14 protein-coding genes are annotated in these 18,057 nt (G+C 64.7%); 2 read left to right on the top strand and 12 right to left on the bottom strand.

The genetic code is table 11. The features are described 5' to 3' along the window. Nucleotides 1-5: 5 nt before the first annotated feature. The 10 genes from VFF99_RS02030 to nirB form a co-directional block, all read right to left on the bottom strand. Complete coding sequence (locus tag VFF99_RS02030; protein WP_325014509.1) at nt 6-1,562, bottom strand: sigma-54-dependent transcriptional regulator; 1,557 nt, start codon at nt 1,560-1,562, stop codon at nt 6-8. 68 nt (nt 1,563-1,630) lie between these two features. Beyond that, nucleotides 1,631-2,161 (bottom strand): Rrf2 family transcriptional regulator, encoded by a 531-nt coding sequence (locus tag VFF99_RS02025; protein ID WP_325014508.1) that lies wholly within the window; start codon nt 2,159-2,161, stop codon nt 1,631-1,633. Beyond that, nucleotides 2,158-3,453, bottom strand: a complete 1,296-nt coding sequence (locus VFF99_RS02020) for a D-amino acid dehydrogenase (RefSeq protein WP_325014506.1) — start codon at nt 3,451-3,453, stop codon at nt 2,158-2,160. Before VFF99_RS02020 ends, VFF99_RS02025 begins: the two co-directional genes overlap by 4 nt. A gap of 19 nt (nt 3,454-3,472) precedes the next feature. Beyond that, entirely contained in the window at nt 3,473-4,621 is a 1,149-nt protein-coding gene (alr, locus tag VFF99_RS02015) for an alanine racemase (RefSeq protein WP_325014504.1), read from the bottom strand. A gap of 263 nt (nt 4,622-4,884) precedes the next feature. After that, nucleotides 4,885-5,304, bottom strand: coding sequence for an NUDIX domain-containing protein (locus VFF99_RS02010; protein ID WP_325014502.1), 420 nt, complete (start codon nt 5,302-5,304; stop codon nt 4,885-4,887). A gap of 7 nt (nt 5,305-5,311) precedes the next feature. Beyond that, nucleotides 5,312-6,187, bottom strand: coding sequence for an ATP-binding protein (locus tag VFF99_RS02005; RefSeq protein ID WP_325014501.1), 876 nt, complete (start codon nt 6,185-6,187; stop codon nt 5,312-5,314). A 10-nt stretch (nt 6,188-6,197) separates the two neighbouring features. Continuing rightward, nucleotides 6,198-7,436: a bifunctional glutamate N-acetyltransferase/amino-acid acetyltransferase ArgJ gene (argJ, locus tag VFF99_RS02000; protein ID WP_325014499.1), complete on the bottom strand. Its 1,239-nt coding sequence runs from the start codon at nt 7,434-7,436 to the stop codon at nt 6,198-6,200. A 107-nt stretch (nt 7,437-7,543) separates the two neighbouring features. Further along, nucleotides 7,544-10,312: a molybdopterin-dependent oxidoreductase gene (locus tag VFF99_RS01995; RefSeq protein WP_325014497.1), complete on the bottom strand. Its 2,769-nt coding sequence runs from the start codon at nt 10,310-10,312 to the stop codon at nt 7,544-7,546. Beyond that, nucleotides 10,309-10,662 (bottom strand): nitrite reductase small subunit NirD, encoded by a 354-nt coding sequence (gene nirD, locus VFF99_RS01990; RefSeq protein ID WP_325014495.1) that lies wholly within the window; start codon nt 10,660-10,662, stop codon nt 10,309-10,311. The genes VFF99_RS01995 and nirD overlap by 4 nt, the downstream gene beginning before the upstream one ends. 11 nt (nt 10,663-10,673) lie before the next feature. Next, entirely contained in the window at nt 10,674-13,109 is a 2,436-nt protein-coding gene (gene nirB, locus VFF99_RS01985) for a nitrite reductase large subunit NirB (protein WP_325014494.1), read from the bottom strand. Between the two features lie 232 nt (nt 13,110-13,341). Between nirB and VFF99_RS01980 the strand changes: the two genes are divergently transcribed. Beyond that, nucleotides 13,342-14,556 (top strand): nitrate/nitrite transporter, encoded by a 1,215-nt coding sequence (locus VFF99_RS01980; protein WP_325014492.1) that lies wholly within the window; start codon nt 13,342-13,344, stop codon nt 14,554-14,556. A 90-nt stretch (nt 14,557-14,646) separates the two neighbouring features. Next, entirely contained in the window at nt 14,647-16,350 is a 1,704-nt protein-coding gene (locus VFF99_RS01975) for a bifunctional protein-serine/threonine kinase/phosphatase (protein WP_325014490.1), read from the top strand. Nucleotides 16,351-16,402: 52 nt separating this feature from the next. Here VFF99_RS01975 and VFF99_RS01970 read toward each other — a convergent pair whose 3' ends face one another. Further along, nucleotides 16,403-17,218 (bottom strand): ABC transporter ATP-binding protein, encoded by an 816-nt coding sequence (locus tag VFF99_RS01970; RefSeq protein WP_325014488.1) that lies wholly within the window; start codon nt 17,216-17,218, stop codon nt 16,403-16,405. A 10-nt stretch (nt 17,219-17,228) separates the two neighbouring features. Next, nucleotides 17,229-17,936, bottom strand: a complete 708-nt coding sequence (gene ntrB / locus VFF99_RS01965; protein ID WP_325014649.1) for a nitrate ABC transporter permease — start codon at nt 17,934-17,936, stop codon at nt 17,229-17,231. Between the last annotated feature and the right edge of the window lie 121 nt (nt 17,937-18,057).

Below are 18,057 nucleotides of genomic sequence, written 5' to 3'. Positions count from 1 at the left end.
CCGCTCTACCGGTTCGAACCCGGTATCCCGTATTTCCGCAGCTTGTTCGCGATCATCGTGTGCGAAGTCTTCAGCCGAGCGGCGAGCTTGCGGCTGGAGGGATACTGCGGATAGAGGCGCTCCAGCACCGCGCGCTCGTAGGATTCCATCGCGCTCTCCCAATCCTGCCCCTCATGGCCGTTGCCGGCCGCATCCGCCGTCATGATGCTGCCTTCGGCAAGGTCGAGGTCGGCGGCGTCGAGCACCTTCTTGTCGCTCATCGTGATCGCCCGGAACACCACGTTCTGCAATTGCCGCACATTCCCCGGCCAGCGGTTGGCCACCAGTGCCGCGCAGGCTTCGGCGCTCAGCCGGCAGATCGGCTTTTGCGCCTGCGCGCAGGCGCGCTCGATGAAGTGGCGCGCCAGCAGCAGGATATCGTCCGGCCGCTCGCGCAGGGCCGGCACTTCGAGGTGCAGAACGTTCAGGCGGTAGAACAGGTCCTCGCGGAAGGCGCCCTCGGCCACCATCTTGCTCAGGTTGCGATGAGTGGCGCTGATGATGCGCACATTGACCTTGATTTCGCGGTCGCTGCCGATGCGCCGGAACTTGCCGTCGTTCAGGAAACGCAGCAGCTTGGCCTGCAGGTAAAGCGACATTTCCCCGATTTCATCGAGGAAGACGGTGCCGCCGTCGGCCATTTCGATCAGGCCCGGCTTACCGCCGCGCTGCGCGCCCGTAAACGCGCCCGAGACGTAACCGAACAATTCGCTCTCCGCCAGGCTTTCGGGAAGCGCGGCGCAATTGAGCGCAAGAAAAGGCGCGCTGCTGCGCGGGCTGGCCGCGTGGCAGGCCTGGGCCACTAGCTCCTTGCCGGTGCCGGTTTCACCCGCGATCAGGAGCGGCGCATCGACCACGGCGACGCGTGCGGCACGCGCCTTGAGCGCACGTATCGGTTCGGATTCACCGATGATCGCCTCGAAGCCGCCGCCTCCGTGCTGCAACGCATGGATGCGCCCGCCCAGGCGGCGTGGCGCATGCAGCGTGATCACGCCGCCGATGGTCTGGCCGAGGGCCGAGTTGATCGGTTCCGAAACCGGGGCCACTTCCAGCAGGAAGGGCTGGCCGTGCAGGCGCACCTCGCGCGAGGGCGCGTGGAATCCGTTCTCCAGCAGCTCGGCCTGCAGGCCGGTATCGCCGAACAGCTCGTCGAGCGCCTTGCCATGCAGGTCGCTCTCGCTCGTATCGGCAACGGCCGCGGCGGCGGCATTGGCGGTCACGATCCTGCCGTTCGCATCGACCGCCATCACCGGATCGGCCAGCGCCGCCATCAGGGTGTCCAGGTGCAGGCGGCGGCGGGCGCCGGGCAAGACGTCGACCACCTTGACGTCCAGCACGCCGGATACGCGCAAGAAATCGGCGCGCAGCGGAGGCAGCAGGCTTTCCGTCAGCTCCGGGATGTCGATGAACACGTCGGAGGAGTCGACCTCCACCGCGACCACGTTCATGTTGCGGCGGGCCAGCACGGCGAGGATTTCGTGCGCAATGCCTACACGGTCGGCAAACTGGACGTCGATACGCATGGTCGTATTCTGGGAAGAGCAACGGGTATGGAGCCCACTTTACCCGTACGCCATGCGGGCGACAATAGTCAGACGGGTTCCGCGATATAGGTGCGCGCGGAATAGCCGAAAGGATGGGCGCCGCCGGAGGCGCGCACTGCCTTCAGGCGGCCGAGGTCGAAGGCCTGCAGATGCTGCAGCACGACCTGGTTGATCGACATGGTCGCCTGCATCAGCAGCAGGTCGACGCTTTGCTGGGAAGCCGTGCGCGTCTCTTCGGATGCCGGTTCCGGCTTCCTGCGGCGCACTTCGGCACTGGCCACGCTGCGGAACACGTCCGCCAGCGTGATGGTGCCGAGCGGCGACGCGCAAAACCACGCATCGCGCACCTTGTCGTCCTGGCCGAGCAGGCCGGACTGGTGCAGGCTGCCCAGCAGAGCGCGCACAGTGCGCACGCTCTGCCCGAGCGATTCCGCCAGCGCCGCCGTCGTCACCGCCTTCGGGTTGGCGATGACGATGCGGGCCAGCAGTTCGATGGCCATGGAAAACCGTGCATGCAGCTGCCGGTCGCCGAAGAGGAACTCCGGGATGCCGGGCGTCTCCATGGCACGCGCGTTCATGCACGCACCTCTTGCGGAACGACGATCGGACGGTTGGTCTTGCCGTAGCGGTCCATGAACAGTCCCTCCATATCGATTTCCGGGCGCTTGCCCGAGACGAGGTCGGCCAGCACGCGGCCGGCGCCGCAGGCCATGGTCCAGCCCAGCGTGCCGTGGCCGGTGTTGAGGAAAAGGTTGCGGTAAGGGGTCGGGCCCATCACCGGCGTGCCGTCCGGCGTCATCGGGCGCAGGCCGCACCAGAATTCCGCCTTCGCCACATCGCCGCCCTTCGGGAACAGGTCGACCACCGAGTGCTCCAGGGTTTCGCGGCGGGCATTGCGCAGCGTCAGGTCGTAGCCGGAGATCTCCGCCGTGCCGCCGACGCGGATACGGTCGCCGAGGCGGGTGATCGCGACCTTGTAGGTTTCATCCATGATCGTCGATTCCGGCGCATGCGCGGCATCGTGGATCGGCACGGTGATCGAATACCCCTTGATCGGATACACCGGGACGCGGATGCCGACCTCGCGCAGCAGCAGCGGCGAATAGCTGCCGAGCGCCAGCACGTAGCTGTCGGCCTTCAGGTCGCCTTCGGAGGTGCGGATGCCGGTGATCTTGCGCTCGTCGGCCAGCAGGCGCTGGATAGCCACGCCGTACTTGAAGGTGACGCCGGCCCGCTCCGCCATCGACGCGAGCTGCTGCGTGAACTTGAAGCAGTCGCCGGTTTCGTCGTTCGGCAAGCGCAGCGCGCCGACGAACTTGTCGCGCACATGGGCGAGCGCCGGCTCGACGCGCACGCAGCCGGCCGGGTCCAGCACCTCGTAGGGAACGCCGTAGCGCTGCAGCACGGCAATGTCGCTGGCGGATGCGTCGAGCTGCTTTTGCGTGCGGAACAGTTGCAGCGTGCCCTGGGTGCGGTGGTCGTAGCTGATGCCGGTGGCGTCGCGCAGCGCGATCAGGCAGTCGCGGCTGTACTCAGCCAGGCGCACCATGCGGCCCTTGTTGATTTCGTAGCGCGAGGCGGTGCAGTTGAGCAGCATCTGGAACACCCAGCGCCACATGTCGGGATCGGTGCCGGGACGGATGACCAGCGGGCTGTGACGCATCATCAACCACTTCAAGGCCTTGACCGGGATGCCGGGCGCGGCCCAGGGTGCGGAATAACCGGGAGAGACCTCGCCGGCATTCGCATAGCTGGTCTCCAGGCCAGCCGCCGGCTGGCGGTCGATCACCGTGACCTCGTGGCCTTGCTGTGCCAGGTAGTAAGCCGATGCGGTACCGATCACACCGCTTCCCAATACGATTACTTTCACGATAGTCCCTCTGTCAGTGTCAAATGTTCAGTTCGAATGCTTCCCGCACTTGTGCAGCGGGCTGTTCGTCGACGTACTCGCGGTGATAGCGGCCGCCGAGGCTGGTCAGGATTTCATAGGCGATGGTTCCGGCTTGCGCCGCCACCTCATCCACCGGCTGCGCCGCGGAAATGAGGTCGACGAAAGCGCCGGCATGCATGCGCTCCGGCGGCACCTCGGTCACGTCGAGCGCGAAGGTATCCATCGATACATTGCCGACGACAGGAACGCGCACGTCGCCGGCAAGCGCATAACCTCTGCCGCTGAGGCTGCGCAGCCAGCCGTCCGCATAGCCCGCGGCGATCGTCGCGATCCTGCGCTGCCCTGCCGCGCGATAGGTGGCGCCGTAGCCGACGCACTCGCCGCGCTCAATGACGCGGGTCTGGATCACCTTCGCCTGCAGCGTGACGACCGGCGCCATCGGATTGGGAGCGCCGTCGATGGGTGCGATCCCGTAGAGCGCCGCGCCGGGGCGGACAAGGTCGAAGTGGTATTCCGGGCCGAGAAAGATCCCGGACGAGTTGGCGAAACTGGCGCGGGAACGCGGCAAGATCCGGCGCAGCGCGTGGAATGCTTCGAGCTGCGCGCCGTTCATCGGATGCTCCTGGCGCTCGGCGCAGGCGAGGTGGCTCATCAGGAAACGCAGTTCGATGCCGCGCAGGAAATCCGGGTTGTCGAGCCAGTTGCCGACCTCCATCCGCGACAGCCCGAGGCGCGACATGCCGGTGTCCACCTGTACCACCGCCGGCAGATGGCGTCCGGCGACACGCGCGGCCTGGCGCCAGCCGGCAACCTGAGCGGCGCTGTTGAGCACGGGAATCAGGTGGTGTTCGATGAATTCCGGTTCGGCGTCGGGGAGCGGGCCGTGCAGCACGAAGATGTCTGCGTCGGCGGGAAGATGCGGCCGCAGCGCGATGCCTTCATCCAGGTGGGCGACAAAGAAGTGACGGCAGCCTTCGGCAGCAAGCGCCTGCGCGACGGGAATCGCGCCGAGGCCGTAGGCATCCGCCTTCACGGCGGCGCCGCACTGGGCGCCGGCGGCGAGGGAACGCAGCAGGCGATAGTTGCGGCTCAGCGCGCCCAAGTCGATCGTGAGTACCGCCCCGGCCTGTTTTTCCCTGTCCGCCATTGTCCCCTCTGTCCGTGTCGTTGACCGCAGGGCGAGCCTGTACCGGTCAGTTTTCGTAACGGTTCAGCAACTGGCGTGCCAGAAGAATTAATCCAATTAATTCAAGGACTTAGTAGATTCTCTGGCTGAGTGGGGCAGCATCAAGCGTACACAAAAATGTACACCGAATGTGTCACCCAGCATTAATTCCTTGAAAAATAAGGCCTTTTCTTGGGGCTGGCGCGTGTACAAAAATATGTACAGTGTATTGAAATGAATACGGACTAGGCAGCACCGCAGCCATAGCGTACCTTGTCCAGCCATTTGATGAGTGGGATCGTGGCCGGCAACAGCGGTTCCACGCCCAGCGTACCCTGCCAGGCGAATGCCTGCCCCTCCAGGCTTTGCGGCTCGCCCGACCATTCGCGGCTGATGTAGAAATGCAGTCGCACATGGGCATGCGGATAGACATGCTCGACCCCGCACCACGGCTCGGCGGACAGCACCTGCACGCCCAGCTCTTCCACGAATTCGCGCTTGAGCGCGGCGAGGATGTCCTCGCCCGGCTCCACCTTGCCGCCGGGGAATTCCCAGTAGCCGGCGTAGGGCTTGCCTTCAGGGCGCTGGCCGAGCAGCACGTCGCCGTTGGGCTTCATGAGGATGCCGACGGCGACGTCAATGGGTGCGGCGGAAGCGGATGACATGCGCGCCTTACTGCCGGACCTTGCCGGCATGGTCCTTGGCGAATTGCCATGCGACCCGCCCCGAACGCGAACCCCGCTGCAGTGCCCAGCGCAATGCGTCGGCGCGCGCCTCCTCGATCTGCGCGGCATTGCAGCCGAAATGACGCAGCCAGTGCGCCACGATATCGAGGTAATCGTCCTGCTTGAACGGATAGAAGGACACCCACAGGCCGAAGCGCTCGGACAGCGAAATCTTTTCCTCCACCGTCTCGCCGGGATGCAGGTCGCCGTCCTCGGTATGCACGTAGCTCGCATTGTCGGACATGCGTTCCGGCATCAGGTGGCGGCGGTTGGAGGTGGCGTAGATCAGCACGTTGTCCGACTGCGCGGTGAGGCCGCCGTCGAGCGCCACCTTCAGTGCCTTGTAGCCGCCCTCGCCCTCTTCGAAGGACAGGTCGTCGCAAAAGATCACGAAACGCTCGGGCCGCCCGGCGACGAGCTCGACGATGTCCGGCAGGTCGCACAGGTCATCCTTGTCCACCTCGATCAGGCGCAATCCCTGCGCGGCGTACTGGTTCAGGCATGCCTTGATCAGCGAGGACTTGCCCGTGCCGCGCGCGCCGGTCAGCAAGACGTTGTTGGCCGGCCGGCCTTCGACGAACTGCCGGGTGTTCTGCTCGATCTGCTGCTTTTGCGGCTCGATGTTGTGCAGATCGGAAAACGCGATGCGTGCCACATGGGCGACCGGCTGCAGGTAACCGCGGCTGCCCTTGCCGCCGGGCTTGCGCCAGCGGAAGGCATGGGAGGCTTCCCAGTCAATGTTGCGCGCCGCATGCGGAAGGAAGGCTTCGATGCGCGTGAGCAGCGCTTCGGCGCGCTCGAGGAATTGGTCGAGTTGCGTCATGTCGAGAATGTCAGGAACGGTAGTCGGCGTTGATGCTCACGTACTCGTGCGAGAAATCGCAGGTCCAGATGGTGGCGGCGGCATTGCCGCGCGCGAGCTTGACGCGGATGGTGATCTCGCTCTGCTTCATCACGCGCTGGCCATCCTCTTCCTTGTAGTCGGGATTGCGGCCGCCGTTCTTCGCCACCCACACATCGTCGAGGTAGAGGTTGATCTTGCTGACATCCAGGTCGTCCACGCCGGCATAACCGATCGCGGCGAGAATGCGGCCGAGGTTGGGGTCGGATGCATAGAAGGCGGTCTTCACCAGCGGCGAATGGCCGATGGAATAGGCGATCTGGCGGCATTCCTCGACCGAGGCGCCGTCTTCGACGGTGATGGTCATGAACTTGGTCGCGCCTTCGCCGTCGCGCACGATCATCTGCGCCAGTTCCTGCGAGATGGACGTCACGGCGGCGGCCAGTTCCGCGTACTCCGGCGAGGCGGCGTCATTCACTTCCAGCTCGCCGGCGCCGGTCGCCACGACCACGAAGGAATCGTTGGTCGAGGTATCGCCGTCGATGGTGATGCAGTTGAAGGACTTGTCGGCCGCATCCTTCACCATGCGGTCCAGCACCGGCTGCGCCACCTTCGCATCCATCGCGAGGTAGCCGAGCATGGTCGCCATGTTCGGCTTGATCATGCCGGCGCCCTTGCTGATGCCGGTCAGGGTGACCGACTTGCCGGCGATCGTCACCGTGCGCGAGGCCGCCTTGGGCTGGGTGTCGGTGGTCATGATCGCTTCGGCGGCGCTGTACCAGTTGTCGGCCTTGAGATTGGCGACGGCGGGCGGCAGGCCGGCCTTGAGCCTGTCCATCGGCAGCTGCTCCAGGATCACGCCGGTCGAGAACGGCAGGACTTGCGCCGGGGCGCAGCCCAGCAGCGCGGCCAATGCCTCGCAGGTTGCCTGGGCGTTGGCCATGCCGAGTTCGCCGGTGCCCGCGTTCGCATTGCCGGTATTGATCACCAGTGCGCGAATCGTGTTGCCCGATGCACGCGCCCCTTCCAGGTGCGCCTTGCACACCTGCACCGGCGCCGCACAGAAGCGGTTCTTCGTGAACACGCCGGATACGGTGGCGGTCGGCGCCAGACGCATGACCAGCACGTCCTTGCGGTTGGCTTTGCGGATGCCGGCTTCTGCGAAACCCAGTTCGATGCCTGCGACAGGCTTCAGGTTGGCGGCAATGGGAAGGGGAAGGTTGACGGCCATGACGTTCGCTTGGGTTGAGTGACGGAAAAGAGGAACGCTATTTTAAACCGTCATGGGCAGGCACGCTCCGTTGCATGGGGTGCAACGGAGTGCATCTGGCGAGGCCGTCAGGCAGCGGCGCGGGTGGAGGGCGTCTGGTGCAGGATGATCTTCTTCAGTTCCGGCACGCAGGAGCCGCAGTTGCTGCCGCATTTCAGCTTTCCCTGGAGGGCGGCGAGCGCAGCCTCCGGCGTGCCGCGGTTGATCCAGTCGTGCTTCACCAGCGCCTCGTTGATTTCCGTTTCGGCAATGTTGAAGCAATTGCAGACGATGCGGCCGCGCGCCTTGAAGCCTTGCGGCGCCTTTGCCGACGGCATCAGCAGCAGGCGGCCCAGCGAAGCCACCGGTTGCTCACCCTCCAGGTATTCCTTCAGCCAATGCTCGGCGGAGGTATCGCCGGCGAGCGCCACCGCCGCCAGCCTGCCCTCGCGCACCAGGATATGGCGCGCATTGCCGCGGCGCGCATCGTCGTAACGCAGCACCTCGGCGCCGTCGATGCCGAACAGGCGCTCGATCTCATTCACCAGCGCGGCCTGGCCGGGGTAGTCGTCGGCCGCGCGGAACAGCACGCCGGTCTTGTTCCTGCCGAACAGGGTGCACGACGCATAGCTGAAGCGCCGCATGAAGGGCCGCATGGCGAGCTGGAGCGCCAGCGCCTTGTCCTGATCCACCCAGCCGAACGCCAGGAAGCGCCACGGCAGTTCTGCCTTCAGGATCTTGACGGCGGCATGCTTCAGTTCCGGTTGCTTGGAGCTGGGGCAAAACGCTGGCAATGTCAGCGCGTTGACGCCGCAGGCGCCCCGGCCGGACACATATTCATCGCCCCAGTGCATGCCGATGAACACCTGGCCGGCGCGCATGTCGTCGCTCGCCATTGCCGGGAGGATTTGCGTACCGCGCCTGCTGGTGACGTGCACCAGGTCGCCATCGGCAAGCATGCGCCGGTCCATGTCGATCCTCGGCAGCATCACCGCCGGCTCGGGCGCATGCGAAAAGAGCTGGGCCACGGTGCCGGTGCGGCTCATGCCGTGCCACTGGTCGCGCAGGCGGCCGGTGTTCAGGTGGAAGGGAAAGCGGGCGTCGACCGGCTCCGCTACCGGCTGGTACACGGTGTTGACGAATCGCGCCTTGCCGCTCGCAGTCGGGAACACGCCGTCTTCATACAGGCGCTTCCTGCCTGCCGTCGCGCCTTCCGGGAACGGCCACTGCTGCGGCCCCTGCTCTTCCAGGATGCGGTAGGACAGGCCGGTGATGTCGAGGTCGCGCCCGCGCGTGGATTCGCGGTGTTCGTTCCAGATCTCTTCGGTGCCGGCATAGGGGAAAAGCGTCCTGTCCCTGTCCATCAGCATCTCAAGGCGGCGGGCAAACCCGATCACGATCTCCCAGTCATGCCGCGTCTCCGCCGGCTTGGGCAGCACCGGCTGGAAGCGGGTGATGCGGCGCTCGGAATTGGTGACCGTGCCTTCCTTCTCGCCCCAGGTGGTGGCCGGCAACAGCACATCGGCGAAATCGACCGTGGCGCTGGTCTTGTAGGCTTCCTGCACGATCACCAGCTCGGCTTTCTCCAGCGCTTCACGCACCAGCTTCTGGTCGGGCAGCGACTGCGCCGGGTTGGTGCAGGCAATCCACAGGATCTTGATCTCGCCGGCGCGCACGGCCTCGAACATCTCCACCGCAGTCTTGCCCGGCGTGGCCGGCACGTCGTCGACGCCCCACAGCTGCGCCACCTCGGCGCGATGTGCCGCATTGGACAGCTCACGGTGCGCCGACAACAGGTTCGCCAGTCCGCCGACCTCGCGCCCGCCCATGGCATTCGGCTGCCCGGTCAGAGAGAACGGCCCCGCACCCGGCTTGCCGATCTGCCCCGTCGCAAGGTGAAGGTTGATCAGCGCGGCATTCTTCGCCGTGCCGGAAGCGGACTGGTTCAGACCCTGGCAGTACAGCGAGAGCGCCGCCTTCGACTCGCCGAACCAGCGCGCCGCGGTGACCAGGTCTTCCTCGCTGATGCCGCAGGTTTCGGCGACGAACTTCGGCGTGTACTCGCGCACGGTGCGCTTCAGTTCATCGAAGCCTTCGGTGTGGGCATCGATGTATGCCTCATCGATCCAGCCTTCCCACAGGCAGAGATGCAGCATGCCGTTGAACAGCGCCACGTCGGTGCCCGGCAGGATGGGCAGGTAGAGGTCGGCGTCGCGGGCGGTGTCGGTGCGGCGTGGATCGGCGACGATCATCTTCAGTGCGCGATTCTTCGTGCGCGCCTCCTCGATGCGTCGGTAGAGGATGGGATGCGCATACGCGGTATTCGAGCCGGCGATGAAGATGAGGTCGGCGTGGTCCACATCTTCATAGCATGCCGGCGGTGCATCGGCGCCCAGCGTCTGCTTGTAGCCGGCCACCGCGCTCGACATGCAAAGGCGGGAGTTGGTATCGATATTGTTGGTGCCGACCAGCCCCTTGGAAAGCTTGTTGAAGACGTAATAGTCTTCGGTCAGCAACTGCCCGGAAATGTAGAAGCCCACGCTGTCCGGGCCGTGCTCGCGGATCGTGCTGGCGAACTTCTTCGCCATGAAATCCAGTACGCCGTCCCAGCTTGCCCGTTCACGCCGTGCACCGTGCGCCACCCGCATCTCGGGATGCAGCGCGCGCGCCTGCTGCTGCAGCAGCGGATCGGCGGCGAGGTGCAGCGTGCTGCCCTTGGTGCAGAGCCTGCCGAAGTTGGCAGGATGGTCAGGGTCGCCGCGCACGCCGGTGATCCTTTCGCCATCGCTCTCGACGATGACGCCGCAGCCTACGCCGCAATAGCAGCAGGTCGTCTTTGTTTCGCGCAATGCATTCATTCAGTGGTGACCTCGATCGCCAGTGTGCTCAATTCCTCGGCATCGAGAAAGACCGTGCCTTCTTCTACCTTGACGCTGAAGCGTTGCGTACAGCCTTCGTCCGGGCTGAGCGCGCAACCGGAATCGAGCTGGATGTTCCAGTTGTGCAATGGGCAGGCGACGCGCTCGCCGAACACGATGCCTTGCGACAGCGGGCCGCCCTTGTGCGGGCAGCGATCGAGCAAGGCGAAGATCTTGTCTTCGCTGCTGCGGAAGATCGCCACGTCGGGCTTCGCTGCCCGCCGGACCACGCGTGCGCCGAGCGCGGGAATGTCTGCGACCTTGCAAACGGCTTTCCATTGTTGCGTCATGTTGTTCCCTTTCATGCGAGCGGAGCGAACTGGCGGGTATCGACCCGGGCCTTCTCGTGTTCGTGCCACGGATCGGGCTCGCCGTCGAGCGAGAACAGCAGGCGCTGGTAGAGCGCCTTGCGGTTTTCCGCATCCTCCAGCACGTTCTTCTTCACATGGTCGAGACCCACGCGCGCGATGTAATGCACGGTGCGTTCGAGATACCAGCCTTCCTCGCGATAGAGCTGCAGGAAGGCGCCGGCATACTCCAGCACTTCCTCGTGCGTCTTCAGCTTCACGAAGAAATGCGCGACCTCGGTCTTGATGCCGCCGTTGCCGCCGACATAAATCTCCCAGCCCGAATCGACACCGATCACGCCCACATCCTTGATGCCGGACTCCGCACAGTTGCGCGGGCAGCCCGACACGGCCAGCTTCACCTTGTGCGGCGCATACATGCGCCACAGCATGCGTTCGAGCTGCTTGCCCATCTCCGTCGAATCCTGCGTGCCGAAACGGCACCATTCCGAACCGACGCAGGTCTTCACCGTGCGCAGCGCCTTCGCATACGCATGGCCCGACGGCATGCCCAACTCCTGCCACACCGCCGGCAAGTCTTCCTTCTTCACGCCGAGCAGGTCGATGCGCTGCCCGCCGGTGACCTTGACGGTCGGGATGCGGAACTTATCGACCACATCGGCAATGCGGCGCAGCTCGGACGAACTGGTTTCCCCGCCCCACATGCGCGGCACGACCGAGTAGGTGCCGTCCTTCTGGATATTGGCGTGCGCGCGTTCGTTGATGAAGCGCGATTGCGGATCGTCCCTGGCCTCATGCGGCCAGGTGGAGATCAGGTAATAGTTCAGCGCCGGGCGGCAGGTGGCGCAGCCGTCCGGCGTACGCCACTCCATGAAGGCCATCGTATCGGCGATCGTCAGCAACTTGTTGGCCTTGATCGCGTCGCGCACTTGCTGGTGGGTGTTATCGGTGCAGGCGCACACCGGCTTGGCCTTGCTGGAGGTGGAGTAGTCACCGCCGGCGGTGGCCATGATGATCTGCTCGACGAGGCCGGTGCAGGAACCGCAGGATGCCGATGCCTTGGTGTGCTTGCGCACATCCTCCAGCGTAAACAGCCCCTTCTCCTTGATCGCCGTGACGATGGCGCCCTTGCAGACACCGTTGCAGCCGCAGACTTCGGCATCGTCCGGCATGGCCGCCGCTTTGGTGAAACCTTCATGACCGGTATCGCCCGGCCTGCCGGTATTCGATTCGCCGAACATCAGCGTGTCGCGCATCTCGGTGATGTCCCGGCCCTCGCGCAGCAGCTTGAAATACCAGCTGCCGTCCACCGTATCGCCGTACAGGCAGGCGCCGACCAGCTTGTTTTCCTTGATGACCAGTTTCTTGTACACGCCGCCGATGGGATCGGACAGCACGATTTCCTCCGTTCCTTCCCCGCCCATGAACTCGCCGGCGGAGAACAGGTCGATGCCCGTCACTTTCAGCTTGGTCGAGGTGACCGAGCCCTGGTAGCGGCCGATGCCGAAGTTGGCGAGGTGGTTGGCGCACACCTTCGCCATCTCGAACAGCGGCGCGACGAGGCCGTAGGCGGTGCCGCGATGGTTCACGCATTCGCCTACCGCATAGATGCGCGGGTCGTAGGTCTGCATCGTGTCGTTGACGACGATGCCGCGGTTGCAGAACAGGCCGGCCGATTCGGCCAGCACAGTGTTCGGGCGGATGCCGACGGCCATCACGACCAGTTCGGCCGGGATCTCCAGCCCATCGGTGAAGCGGATCGCTTTCACGTTTCCGCTGTCGTCACCGACGATCTCCTTCGTATTCTTGTCGAGCAGGAACTTGAGGCCGCGGTCTTCCAGCGACTTCTGCAGCAGCTTGCCGGCGGTCGGGTCAAGCTGGCGCTCCATCAGCCACGCGGGCAGGTGCACGACGGTGACATCCATGCCACGCAGCTTCAAGCCGTTGGCCGCTTCCAGCCCGAGCAGGCCGCCGCCGATCACCACCGCATGCTTGTGCACGCCGGCGGCTTGGATCATGGCATTGGTGTCCTGGATGTCGCGGTAGGCGATAACGCCCTTCAAGTCCTTGCCCGGCACCGGCAGGATGAAAGGCGTGGAGCCGGTCGCCAGCAGGAGCCGGTCATATTCGGCGGTGGTGCCGTCTTCCGCGATGACGAGGCGGCGCACGCGGTCGATCTTCGCGATCTTCTTGCGGAGGTGGAGGGTGATGCCGTTCTGCGCATACCAGTCCACATCATTGAGCATGATGTCCTTGATGGTCTGTTCGCCGGCGAGCACCGGCGACAGCAGGATGCGGTTGTAGTTGGCGTAGGGCTCGGCGCCGAAAACGGTGACATCGTAGATGTCCGGCGCGATCTTGAGCAGTTCCTCGAGCGTGCGCACACCGGCCATGCCGTTACCGACCATGACTAACTTCAGCTTCTTCATTAAAGCTCCTTCTCCACGCGGCTTCGCCTTTGAAGCCGGACAAAATGATCCCGGCAGATTCTTAGCAAGAGCGGTGCCAATGCAGAAACAACGCAAATGCACCGCGATGAAGACAAAACCGCACCGCCGCAGTGCGGCATGCACCCGATTGAGAGCGAGGTGATGCATGAAAGCGCGTGGCATGCGGATTGCATTGTGCGCAGCCATTCCAACTTTGGTGCAAAGGAGCATCATGAAAACGACGTCGTTTTGGAAGGCGGGCCACACGCCGACCCTGCTCGCTTCCTTTTTCTATTTCGACCTGAGCTTCATGGTCTGGGTGCTGCTCGGGCCGCTCGCCGTGCAGATCTCGAAAGACCTCGCGCTCACGCCCGCCCAGAAGGGACTGATGGTGGCCACGCCGCTGCTCGCCGGTGCGCTGCTGCGCATCGTGATGGGCGTGCTGGTCGACCACCTCAAGCCCAAGAAAGCCGGCGCCATCGGACAGCTGATCGTGATCGCCGCGCTCGCCTGGGCATGGCTGGGGCAGTTGAACACCTACGACAGCATGCTTACGCTGGGCATCCTGCTCGGCGTCGCCGGCGCGGCCTTCGCCGTCGCGCTGCCGCTCGCCTCGCGCTGGTATCCGCCCGAGCACCAGGGCACGGCGCTGGGCATCGCCGGCGCGGGCAACTCCGGCACTGCATTCGCCGCGCTGTTCGCGCCCTCCCTCGCCGTCGCCTTCGGCTGGCAGAATGTGTTTGGCTGGTGCCTGATCCCGCTGGGCGTCGCCTTCGTCGTCTACATGGTCTTCGCCAAGGATGCGCCGGGCGCGCCGCCGCCCAAGGCCATGGTCGAATACCTGCACGTCCTCAAGGACAAGGATGCGTGGTGGTTCATGTTTTTCTACAGCGTGACCTTCGGCGGCTTCTCCGGCCTGGCCTCGTCGCTGTCGATCTACTTCAACACCGAGTACGGCCTGTCGCCGGTCACCGCCGGCTACTTCACTGCGGCATGCGTGTTCGCCGGCTCGCTGGTGCGACCGGTGGGCGGCATCGTCGCCGATCGCATTGGCGGCATCAAGACGCTGTCGCTGATGTATGTGCTGGCCGGACTGTTCCTGTTCATCGCCAGCACCGGCCTGCAGTCCTACGGTCTCGCGCTCGTGGTGTTCGTGCTGGCGATGCTCGCGCTCGGCACCGGCAACGGCGCGGTGTTCCAGCTCGTCCCGCAGCGCTTCCGCAAGGAGATTGGCGTGATGACCGGGCTGGTAGGCATGGCCGGCGGCATCGGCGGTTTCTATCTTGCGTCCAGCCTCGGCTACTCGAAGCAGGTCACCGGCAGCTACCAGCTCGGCCTGACCATGTTCGCGGCATTGGCCGTGACGGCGCTCGTCGGCCTGACCGCCGTCAAGGGACGCTGGCGCACCACCTGGGGCAGCGCCGCGATGACCACGGCGAAGATCTGAACCCGGAAATTGAGTAACATGGACGGCGGAGGCGGCGGACAATCATCCCCGCCTCTGCCGTTTTTTCATCTGCGCCGCCGGGAACCTAACATGCCACTATCCGTCAGCATCGGCCATTCGACACGCGCCGGCCTGCGCGAGCGCAACGAGGATTTCGTCGGCATGGTCACGCCCACCGGGCCGGAACTGTCCACCAAGGGCCTGATTGCCGCGATTGCCGACGGCGTCTCCGGGAACGAAGGCGGGCGCGAAGCTTCCGAGTACACCGTGCGCGGCCTGCTGGCCGACTATTACGCCACGCCCGATACCTGGCCGGTCACGCATGCCCTCGACAAGGTCATCAAGTCCATCAACAGCTGGGTGCAGAAGCAGGGCTCGGTGCGGCCCGAGCTGGCGGGGATGGCCACCACCCTGACCGCCGTCGTCCTGCGCGGCAACTGCTACTACTTTTCCCATGTCGGCGACACCCGGCTCTACCTGCTCCGGGCGGGCGTACTGACCCGGCTGACCACAGACCATGTGTGGGACCGGCCCGAGATGCAGCATGTGCTCACGCGCGCGGTCGGCCTCGACACCCGGCTTGCGATCGACCATGGCATGGGCGAGCTGCGCGAGCGGGATGTCATGCTGCTCGCGTCCGACGGCATCTGGGCCGGCATGACCGAGTACGACATCACGCATGCCTTGTCCAAGGTGGCAATGGGCGGAACCGACGTTTCCTCCTGCGCCGACACGCTCGTCAACGCCGCACTCGCCGCCGGTTCCCCCGACAATTGCAGCGCCGTGGTGCTGCGCGTAGACCACCTGCCGGATGAAAACCTGCGGGATGCGCTGTCGGTGTCAGCGCAGCTGCCGGTGCCGCCCAGGCTGAAGCCGGGGCAGACGATAGACGGATACCGGGTGGAAGCCGTCATCCACAGCTCGCAGGCGACGCTGCTGTACCGCGTGCTCGATCCGAAGACCCAGCGCCAGCTCGTGCTCAAGACCCTGCATCCGGACCGCGCCAACGACCCGCACGAACGCTCCGCCTTCGCCCACGAAGAGTGGCTGGCCAAGCGCGTGGTCGCCCGCTTCTTCCCGCAGGTGATCACGCCGGAGCAAAAGAATTTCCTGTACTACCTCAGCACCTGGCACGAAGGCGAGACGCTGCAGCAGAAGCTGGATGTGGGCGCGCATTTCACGGCGCCGGAAACGGTGGCCATCGGCGAAAAGCTGGTGCGCGCGGTCGGCGCCCTGCATCGGCGCAGCATCATCCATCGCGACATCAAGCCGGGCAATGTGCATCTCGGTACGGACGGCGAGCTGCGCCTGCTCGATCTCGGGGTCGCGATTTCGGGGCTGGAAGAAGAAGACGCGGTGGAGGCACCGCAAGCCGGCACACCCTCCTTCCTGGCGCCCGAGCAGTTCGACAGCGCGCCGCCTTCGCGCCAGACGGATGTCTATGCCGCCGGCGTCACGCTGTACCTCATGCTCACCCGCCACTATCCCTACGGCGAGATCGAACCTTTCCAGCGCCCGCGCTTCACGGAGCCGGCCCTGCCGAGCCGGTATCGTCCGGAGATTCCTCTGTGGCTCGAAAACGTGCTGCTGCGCGCGGTGGCGCGCGACCCGGCCGACCGCTTCGAGACGGCGGAAGAATTCCTGCTCGCGCTGGAACGCGGTGCCAGCAACCCGCCGGCGCCGCGCATGTCCGCACCGCTGGCCAAACGCGATCCGGTCGCCCTGTGGAAGGCTGCGGCAACCGTCTCCATCGTGCTCAATCTTTTGCTGCTCTACCTCGTCGTCGCGCGCTGAAACGGCAGCGGGGGCCGAAGCCCCCGCCACCGCCCTCCCTCGTTGTACGTTTTCAGGCTGCTTCCTTGATTGCCGCCGGATGCGCCTGCCGGTGATACAGGAATTCCAGCACCGCGCTGCGGTACTCGATGTACAACGGGTCGTGCGCCAGGGCCACGCGGTCGCGCGGGCGATCGAGGCGCACATGCACGATGTCGCCGATGGTCGCCGCGGGGCCGTTGGTCATCATCACGATACGGTCGGACAGCAGCACCGCTTCATCCACGTCGTGCGTCACCATGACCACGGTGGATTCGGTTTTGGCCACGATCTTCAGCAGTTCGTCCTGCAGGTGGGCGCGCGTCAGCGCATCGAGCGCGCCGAAGGGTTCATCCATCAGCAGCACCTTCGGCTCCATCGACAGCGCCCGGGCAATGCCGACGCGTTGCTTCATGCCGCCGGAGATTTCATGCGGCCGCTTCTGCTCCGCGTGGCCGAGGCCGACCAGGGCCAGTGCCGCCTTCGTGCGTTCCTTCAATTTGGCCTTGCCTTCGGCCGCACCGAACACGCGCTCGACGGCGAGGTAGACGTTCTCGTAGCAGGTCAGCCAGGGCAGCAGCGAATGGTTCTGGAACACGACGGCGCGCTCCGGTCCGGGACCGGCGATCTCGCGGTTGGCGCATAGAAGCGTGCCCTCGGTCGCGTTCAGCAGGCCGGCGATCAGGTTCAAGAGGGTCGATTTGCCGCAGCCGGAGTGGCCGATCAGCGTGACGAACTCGCCCTTTTTCACGTTTAGGTTGATGTCGCGCAGCGCGTGGAAGCTGCCCTTGGCGGTGTGGAACACCATTTCCGCTTTCTGGATCTCGATGAACTTGCTTGTGTTATCCATGACAGGCTCCTCAGTTGCGCACTTCTTCATAGGTGAATGCCTTGGCGATGGCGACCAGCGCCTGCTCCAGCAACAAACCGACCACGCCGATCACGACGATGGCGATGATGATGTGCGGCACGTTCAGGTTGTTCCACTCATCCCAGACCCAGAAGCCGATGCCCACACCGCCAGTCAGCATTTCGGCGGCGACGATCACCAGCCAGGCGGTGCCGATCGCCAGCCGCACGCCGGTCAGCATGTAGGGCAGCACCGACGGGAACAGGATCTTGGTGACGATCTTCCACTCCGACAGGTTGAGCACCTTGGCCACATTCATGTAATCCTGCGGCACGCGCTGCACGCCGACCGCGGTGTTGATGATCATCGGCCAGATCGAACAGATGAAGATCGCCCAAATCGAAGCCGGATTGGCAGCCTTGAATACCAGCAGGCCGATCGGCAGCCAGGCCAGCGGCGAAACCGGCTTGAGAATGCTGATCAAGGGGTTGAACATGCTGGACAAAAACTTGAAGCGTCCGATCAGGAAGCCCAGCGGAATGCCGACGGCGGCCGCAGCGCCGAAGCCGAATGCAACGCGTTTCAAAGATGCCAGTATATTCCAGCCTATTCCCTGGTCATTCGGGCCGTTGCTGTAGAAGGGATCGGAAAATACATTGAGGGCCGCCTCATAGGTTGCGGAAGGCGATGGAAAGCCATCGCTTTTCATTGCCACCATTTCCCATATCAGGCCGAGCAAGGCTAGGCCCAGTGCCGGCGGCACAACAGCAGCGAAGAAGCTGCGTACTATGGCTTTAAGCCGCTCCTTTTTAATGACGCCTGCAGATTTGGCGTTTACG

Origin of the sequence: Noviherbaspirillum sp. (assembly GCF_035654295.1) — a bacterium.
Classification (GTDB): Bacteria; Pseudomonadota; Gammaproteobacteria; order Burkholderiales; family Burkholderiaceae_D; genus Noviherbaspirillum.
This window is presented reverse-complemented; position numbering and strand designations above follow the sequence as displayed.

What these genes read in the sequence shown, in the direction of transcription:
- nirD (WP_325014495.1), bottom strand. Translation starts at nt 10,662, where the DNA reads ATGACGCAACAATGGAAAGCCGTTTGCAAGGTCGCAGACATTCCCGCG.
- VFF99_RS01970 (WP_325014488.1), bottom strand. Translation starts at nt 17,218, where the DNA reads ATGGATAACACAAGCAAGTTCATCGAGATCCAGAAAGCGGAAATGGTG.
- VFF99_RS02010 (WP_325014502.1), bottom strand. Translation starts at nt 5,304, where the DNA reads ATGTCATCCGCTTCCGCCGCACCCATTGACGTCGCCGTCGGCATCCTC.
- VFF99_RS02005 (WP_325014501.1), bottom strand. Translation starts at nt 6,187, where the DNA reads ATGACGCAACTCGACCAATTCCTCGAGCGCGCCGAAGCGCTGCTCACG.
- ntrB (WP_325014649.1), bottom strand. Translation starts at nt 17,936, where the DNA reads ATGGTGGCAATGAAAAGCGATGGCTTTCCATCGCCTTCCGCAACCTAT.
- VFF99_RS01975 (WP_325014490.1), top strand. Translation starts at nt 14,647, where the DNA reads ATGCCACTATCCGTCAGCATCGGCCATTCGACACGCGCCGGCCTGCGC.
- VFF99_RS02025 (WP_325014508.1), bottom strand. Translation starts at nt 2,161, where the DNA reads ATGAACGCGCGTGCCATGGAGACGCCCGGCATCCCGGAGTTCCTCTTC.
- nirB (WP_325014494.1), bottom strand. Translation starts at nt 13,109, where the DNA reads ATGAAGAAGCTGAAGTTAGTCATGGTCGGTAACGGCATGGCCGGTGTG.
- argJ (WP_325014499.1), bottom strand. Translation starts at nt 7,436, where the DNA reads ATGGCCGTCAACCTTCCCCTTCCCATTGCCGCCAACCTGAAGCCTGTC.
- VFF99_RS01980 (WP_325014492.1), top strand. Translation starts at nt 13,342, where the DNA reads ATGAAAACGACGTCGTTTTGGAAGGCGGGCCACACGCCGACCCTGCTC.
- VFF99_RS02030 (WP_325014509.1), bottom strand. Translation starts at nt 1,562, where the DNA reads ATGCGTATCGACGTCCAGTTTGCCGACCGTGTAGGCATTGCGCACGAA.
- alr (WP_325014504.1), bottom strand. Translation starts at nt 4,621, where the DNA reads ATGGCGGACAGGGAAAAACAGGCCGGGGCGGTACTCACGATCGACTTG.
- VFF99_RS01995 (WP_325014497.1), bottom strand. Translation starts at nt 10,312, where the DNA reads ATGAATGCATTGCGCGAAACAAAGACGACCTGCTGCTATTGCGGCGTA.